The organism is Methanophagales archaeon (assembly GCA_021159465.1).
GTDB lineage: Archaea > Halobacteriota > Syntropharchaeia > Alkanophagales > Methanospirareceae > G60ANME1.
Genome location: JAGGRR010000118.1, coordinates 1 through 6,498, shown reverse-complemented (window position 1 = coordinate 6,498; position 6,498 = coordinate 1). Strand labels below are relative to the sequence as shown.

Annotated in this window: 8 protein-coding genes; 6 read left to right on the top strand and 2 right to left on the bottom strand. The window is 46.2% G+C overall.

Going from position 1 to position 6,498, the window contains the following annotated elements; genetic code table 11:
* Nucleotides 1–10: 10 nt before the first annotated feature.
* Nucleotides 11–1,294 (bottom strand): histidinol dehydrogenase, encoded by a 1,284-nt coding sequence (gene hisD, locus J7J01_05730; GenBank protein MCD6210376.1) that lies wholly within the window; start codon nt 1,292–1,294, stop codon nt 11–13.
* A 49-nt stretch (nt 1,295–1,343) separates the two neighbouring features.
* Here hisD and J7J01_05725 point away from each other — a divergent pair, with 49 nt between their 5' ends.
* The 4 genes from J7J01_05725 to J7J01_05710 all read left to right on the top strand — a co-directional run bounded on the left by J7J01_05725 (nt 1,344) and on the right by J7J01_05710 (nt 4,668).
* Nucleotides 1,344–1,934: a 50S ribosomal protein L6 gene (locus J7J01_05725; GenBank protein MCD6210375.1), complete on the top strand. Its 591-nt coding sequence runs from the start codon at nt 1,344–1,346 to the stop codon at nt 1,932–1,934.
* 75 nt (nt 1,935–2,009) lie between these two features.
* Complete coding sequence (locus tag J7J01_05720) at nt 2,010–2,657, top strand: V-type ATP synthase subunit D (GenBank protein MCD6210374.1); 648 nt, start codon at nt 2,010–2,012, stop codon at nt 2,655–2,657.
* 11 nt (nt 2,658–2,668) lie between these two features.
* Nucleotides 2,669–4,000: a signal recognition particle protein gene (ffh, locus tag J7J01_05715; protein MCD6210373.1), complete on the top strand. Its 1,332-nt coding sequence runs from the start codon at nt 2,669–2,671 to the stop codon at nt 3,998–4,000.
* Nucleotides 4,001–4,044: 44 nt separating this feature from the next.
* Nucleotides 4,045–4,668: a CDP-alcohol phosphatidyltransferase family protein gene (locus tag J7J01_05710; protein ID MCD6210372.1), complete on the top strand. Its 624-nt coding sequence runs from the start codon at nt 4,045–4,047 to the stop codon at nt 4,666–4,668.
* Here J7J01_05710 and J7J01_05705 read toward each other — a convergent pair.
* Nucleotides 4,647–4,853 (bottom strand): hypothetical protein, encoded by a 207-nt coding sequence (locus J7J01_05705; protein ID MCD6210371.1) that lies wholly within the window; start codon nt 4,851–4,853, stop codon nt 4,647–4,649. The genes J7J01_05710 and J7J01_05705 overlap by 22 nt on opposite strands.
* A gap of 174 nt (nt 4,854–5,027) precedes the next feature.
* Here J7J01_05705 and J7J01_05700 point away from each other — a divergent pair, with 174 nt between their 5' ends.
* Nucleotides 5,028–5,393 carry a type I restriction-modification system subunit M N-terminal domain-containing protein gene (locus J7J01_05700; protein ID MCD6210370.1) on the top strand — a complete coding sequence of 122 codons (366 nt, stop codon included), beginning with the start codon at nt 5,028–5,030 and terminating at the stop codon, nt 5,391–5,393.
* Nucleotides 5,390–6,498 (top strand): SAM-dependent methyltransferase (locus J7J01_05695; GenBank protein ID MCD6210369.1); only part of this gene is annotated, 1,109 nt, incomplete at its 3' end. The genes J7J01_05700 and J7J01_05695, both read left to right, overlap by 4 nt.

Here is a 6,498-nt window from a genome sequence, read left to right as displayed (position 1 = left end):
AAAATTTGTATCATCGGAATCTGACCTCAATAGAATGCGCATGTCTCTCCATACCCTCTGCCCTTGATAATCTCACTACAACATCCCTCAGCCGTTCCAGAGCAGATTTATCCATATGCTGCACCGTGATCCGATGCATGAAATGCGCAACATCAAGTCCTGAGAATATGTTTGCATAGCCCGCAGTGGGTAGCACGTGATTTGCACCTGTTGCGTAATCGCCAGCCGCTACGGGTGTGTAATCACCTATGAATACTGATCCCGCATTCTTTACTCGCTTAAGTACCTCAAACGGGTTGCTTACCATTATCGCAAGGTGCTCTGGCGCATACATATTCGCGAATTCTATGCACTCCTCTATATTGGACGCGAGTATTATCCAATTCTGAGTTTCCCTCTTTGAGTCTGAACCTATCTCCCGCTCTACTTCCTCTGCTATTCGCCTGGAATCGGTGATGAGAACCGCTCTTGAGTTGATGCCATGCTCCGCCTGTGCAAGCATATCAGCAGCAATGAAGCCCGGATTCGCACTTGCATCGGCGATAATCAATACTTCAGAGGGACCAGCGGGGAAATCTATCTCCACATATTCACGAACAAGCATCTTCGCCGCTGTTACGTACAGGTTTCCGGGTCCCACTATCTTCTCCACCTTGGGTATACTTTCAGTCCCGAAAGCGAGAGCAGCAATAGCCTGCGCACCTCCTACCTTGAATATCCGGGTGGCTCCTGCGAGCTCCGCGGCGTAAAGCGTAAGTGGCTCCAGATTGCCATTCTTGCCCGGTGGGCTACACACTATTATATCACGCACACCTGCTACCTTTGCTGGCGTCACGCACATCAGTGCGGTACTGAAATAAGCTGCCGGGACATAAGCTCCAACCACCTCAAATGGGCGATACAGCTCACCGATATACACCCCCTCTGCGAACCTCTCTACCCATGCCGCCTTCTTCTGTCGGTGATGGAAATTCCTTATCCGATTCAAAGCCTCCCCGATGTACAACTTCAGCTCGCTATCCGCACTCGCTTTCGCCGCTTCTTTCTCCTCTTCGCTCACTTCTATCTCGTCCAGACGCACCGAATCGAACTTAAGGGTGTACTCACGCAATGCATCATCCCCTCGCTTCTTCACTGTCGTGATTATCTCTCTCACAACGGGCATGACCGAGTTCAGATCATGTCTCCGGTCGAAGAATCCCCGCTCTCGCTCTATCTCGCTTAACTTTTTTATCATCCTGTGCTCAACAAGAAAGAGAATAGAAGCTTTCAAATTTATATACTTCTCAATCACATCTATCCTTCAAGAGCAAAGGGCAGTGATAAGTGGGAAGTGAGAGAAGATGACAGGAGAGGAAGAAGGTATTATTAATTTCCATATCCAGATCCCCGAAGGTGTGGATGTAGTGATAGAGGGAGAGGGGCGAAAAGTGAAGGTTATAGGACCAAGGGGGGAAATAGAGCGCGAATTATGGCACCCCGGGCTGCAGATAGGAATAGATAAGAGTATGAACGAAGTGGTTATCAGGACAGAGAACACGAGGAAGAAGCTAAAAGCAATTGCCGGGACATTCGCTTCTCATATCAATAATATGATCACCGGAGTGAAAGATGGTTTCTTTTATCGGTTGAAGGTCGTCCATGCTCATTTCCCTATGCAGGTGGCGGTAACTAAGGATGGCAAGGGCATATCAATCTCAAATTTCTTGGGCGAGCGGAGACCAAGGATAGCAAAGCTCATGGACGGTGTGAAGGTGGAAATAAGGGATAAAGGCTCTGAGATATTACTGACGGGTGTGGACAAAGAGGCGGTAGGACAGAGTGCTGCGAATATAGAACAGACGACGAGGATAAAGGGTTATGACCCCAGAGTCTTTCAGGATGGGATCTATCTCGTGGAGAAGGGTGTGGGTATGGGCATTGAAAGTAGCTAGTAGCTAATAGCTAATAGCAGAAGGTAAGTGTGGAGATGAGATGAGACGTGATACGATGATAGGGGATGAGGAGTCATGCCTGAAATATTAGAAGGGGTAAGCCCCACGCGTATGGAGTTACTCCGATTGAGCCGCAGGGAGAAGTTAGCGGAGAAGGGGCATGACCTGCTCAGGGAGAAGAGAGATGCTCTGATTGCGGAATTCCTGGATGTTGTAGGTGAGGTACGAGACATAAGGAAAGAGGTGGAAGCGAAGTTGAGCGAAGCTTTTGAGTTCTTAATCCTCGCTCAGGCTTTATCAGGTGTCGAGCAGGTGAGGCAACTGTCCCTGATGACCGGTCATACGATCTCCGTTGATTCTTCCTCAAGGAGCATAATGGGTGTGCAAATACCTCTCTTAGAGCGCTCAGGCGAACTGGTGAGGAATGTTACCGAACGCGGCTATAGCCTTTTTGACTCTTCTGCTGCGCTTGATAGATCCGCAAAGAGCTTTGAGGAGGCTTTGCAATTGATAATAAAACTTGGTGAGGTGGAAGAGGCGGTCCGGAAGCTCGCAGGTGAAGTGGAGAAGACAAAGAGACGCGTTAATGCACTTGAATATATCATGATCCCCAGTTTAAAGGCGACCAGGAAATATATTCGGATGCGGCTGGAAGAGATGGAACGTGAGAATTTCACGCGGTTGAAGAAGATAAAAGCGATGCTGGAGCGGGGGAGTGAGTAGTAGAGGTAGAGATGTTAGATAAATTAAGCAGTTCGTTGAAGGAGACGGTCAAGAAGATAGCGATGTCAAAGCGGATAGACAAGCAGACAGTGGATGAACTTGTGCGAGACCTTCAACGGGCATTGATACAGGCGGATGTCAAGATTTCTCTGGTGAAAGAGCTCTCAACTCGTGTGCGGGACCGCGCTTTGAAGGAGAAAGCTGTCCTGAATCCGAGAGAGCATGTGATTAAAGTACTCTATGAGGAGTTAATGAAGATTCTGGGCAGAGGTATAGAACTACCTCTGACACCGCAGAAGATTATGATGGTCGGCTTGCACGGCTCGGGTAAGACTTCTTCATGTGCAAAACTGGCACGGTATTTCCAGAAGAAGGGCTTGAAACCCGCGGTCATCTGTGCCGATATTTATAGACCCGCGGCGTCAGCGCAGTTAAAACAGCTATGTGCAAGGATAAATGTCCCGTTCTTCGATACTGCATCATGTGGGCAAACTGACGTACTGGAGATAGTAAAGGCAGGAGTGGAAGAATTTGAGAGGTATGACATTAAGATAATAGACACTGCTGGTCGGCATGCGCTCGAATCAGAGATGATAGAGGAGATCAGGAGGATAGAATCAGAGATAAAGCCCGAACAGCGGCTTCTTGTTCTCGATGCCGGTATCGGACAGCAAGCATCGGTACAGGCGAAGGCATTTGATGATGCTATTGGCATCACCGGTATAATTATAACCAAGATGGACGGTACAGCGAAAGGTGGTGGTGCACTCTCCGCCGTTGCAGAAACGAACTCGGGCATTGCGTTCCTTGGTACAGGGGAGAAGATGGATGACTTCGAACGATTTGAACCTGACAGGTTCGTCTCCCGTATGCTTGGGATGGGTGATATAAAGTCACTGATAGAGATGGCGGAAGATAGTTTGAAGCCAGAGGAGATGGAAACGACATTCAAGGGCGGCAAATTCACATTGAATGACCTGTATAAGCAGTTAGAAATGTTGCGAAAGATGGGTCCGTTCAAGAAATTGATGCAGATGCTACCACTTGGTGGGCTGGATATAGATCTTGATGATACCGCTTACCAGGTAACAGAGGAGAAATTGAAGAAATTCAGGGTGATTATGGATTCCATGACAGAGGAAGAGCGGAATGAGCCGAAGATAATAAACAGTTCGAGGTTGAGGCGGATAGCAATAGGTTCGGGCACATCAAAAGCAGAGGTTAACGAGCTATTAAAATATCATCGAATGATGCAAAAGATGATGAAGAGCATTATTTCCGGTAGGGGTAAAATCCCGATGATGCGGGGTATGCCCCTGAAGATGATGAAAAAGCTGAGATGATGCACTGCACAGCGCACAATACAGATAAGATAATATGACCAAAAATGGTTATTAACTCCTTACTGCGTTCTTTTGTGAACAACTGGTGGTTATCCAGGAAGATAGTGGGGCTTATCGCCGCAGTTGGCATCTCACCGAATTCGCTATCGCTACTTTCTCTATTCTCCGCCGCTCTTGCCGGGCTGTTATTCACTGTTGCGGGGCTCAGAGGTCATCACCTGCTGCTGCTATTCGCTGGCGTGCTCGTAGCCATGAATGCCTTCCTGGATACCTTTGATGGCGTTCTGGCTCGAGAGACGGGCATTGCGAGCAAAAAGGGGGATTTCCTCGACCATGTGATTGACCGATATGCTGATATGTTTATTCTCTGTGGTATCATCTTTGGTGGCTACGTGAGCTGGGAGATAGGCTTGCTGGCGATTATTGGTATACTCCTGACATCGTATATGGGCACACAGGCGCAGGCTGTGGGTCTCGGCAGGGTATATGGTGGCATGGTCGGCAGAGCGGACAGGTTATTGCTTATAATCGCAGCGACAATACTCACATGGCTGTATCCATACCAAGCTCTCGGTTTCTCTTTCCTTGGCTGGAGTATGCTTATCTTCGCTGTCCTGTGTAATCTCACGGCTTTACAGCGGTTCTTTTATGCCTGGAGAAGATTATAGAGTGCGAAGAGTAAGTAATCAAGCAAGATAAACCTCGAAGAAGAATTATCGCTATTTCCTTTGCCTTTCTCAGCTCTTTTTCGTATGCTGCTGCCCTTCCGTAATATGGCGTTGGATACAAATGGCGGGCATTCGTGTCCCTGTTCCACCATATTGACGAACATCAGGTCGAGCGTTTTTTGCATTTATTCATTTCGCCTCCTCTTATTCCAAAATGCCTTTTTATGTCGTATGTACATAAGTGCTATGTAGAGGAGGTCATATGACCTTAATAATACAATACTGCAGATATTACCATACCTATACCTATACCTATACCGAAGTTAGGTGACGAGCCAGTGGAGGTAGGAGTGTAAAAAATGAAAGAAAAAGACATAACTTTTGAAGATAAACTATGGAAAGCCGCGGATAAATTGAGAAAGAAGGTTGAGGTCCATGAGTATAAATATGTTGTTTTGGGGTTGATATTCCTCAGGTATCTCTCTTATGCGTTCGAGGAAAAGAGAAAAGAAGTATTGAATAGAGAAGCAAAAAGCTACCCGGAAGAATTTAAGATGCAGGTTGCTGAGGATAGGGACATCTACCTCGCTAATGGGGCTTTATATGTCCCAGAGAAGACGAGTTGGGATTACATAAAAAATGCGAATCAGCAAAATATAGGGGAGATACTGGACAAAACATCGGAGCTCTTGAGAATGAACATCCAAACCAACTTAAGGATGTGATTCCAAAGATATACACGAAAATAAACCTTGACCATTACGATCTGGCTTATCTTATCAATCTCTTTTCATCCATTCGGTTCGGGTTAGAGCACAGAGGAAAGGATATATTTGGCAGAATCTATGAATACTTCCTCGGGAAATTTACAGAGGCGGAAGGCAAAAAGGGTGGTGAATTTTACACTCCAAGGTGCCTCACAAAACTTATTGTTGAGGCTATTGATGTAAAAGGAGGGCGGATTTTTGACCCCGGTTGTGGAAGCGGTGGATTTTTTGTCTCTGCATTAGAGAAACTTGAAAGAGAAGGGATAGACACAACCTCGCTTGCCATCTATGGGCAGGAGTCGAAGGATTTTGTATGGAAGATGTGCAAGATGAACCTCGCAATAAGAGGGACTGAAGGGGATATAAGAATAGGGGATTCGTATCATGATGATAAGTTCTTTGATTTAAGGGCGGATTATGTGGTCTCAAATCCGCCTTTTAATGATAGCGGATGGGATGCTAAAAGGGTTAAGCCAGAAGACCCGAGATTCAAATATGGAATACCTCCAGAGAACAATGCGAATTTTGTCTGGATTCAGCATTACATATATCATCTTGCACCAGATGGAAAGGCTGGGTTTGTGATGGCAAACGGTGCTCTATCTGCTGGTGGTGCAGAAGGAGCAATCAGGAGAAAGATAATTGAGGATGATCTGGTTTATGGAATATTAGCAACCCCTCCTAAGCTCTTCTACACGGTCTCGCTTCCAGCATCCTTATGGTTCTTGAGGAAATCGAAGCCAGAACACATGAAAAGAAAGGTCTTGTTTGTATATGCGAAGAACATGTTCAAACCGCTCTCAAGGAGGCAGGCTATTTTTACTGATGAGCATATAGCAAAGATAGTTGAGAAGTTCAGGATGTTTGAAAGTGGTGAACCAGAAGAAAGGATAAATGAGCTTGGATTTGCAAAGGTAGCAACGATTGAGGAGATAGCAAAGAATGGCTATGTTCTAACGCCTGGGAGGTATGTTGGGATAAAACTTGAAGAGGATGAAACACCTTTTGAGGAGAAGATGAAGGTTTATTCGGAAGAACTGTCAAAATTGTTTGAAGAGGAAAA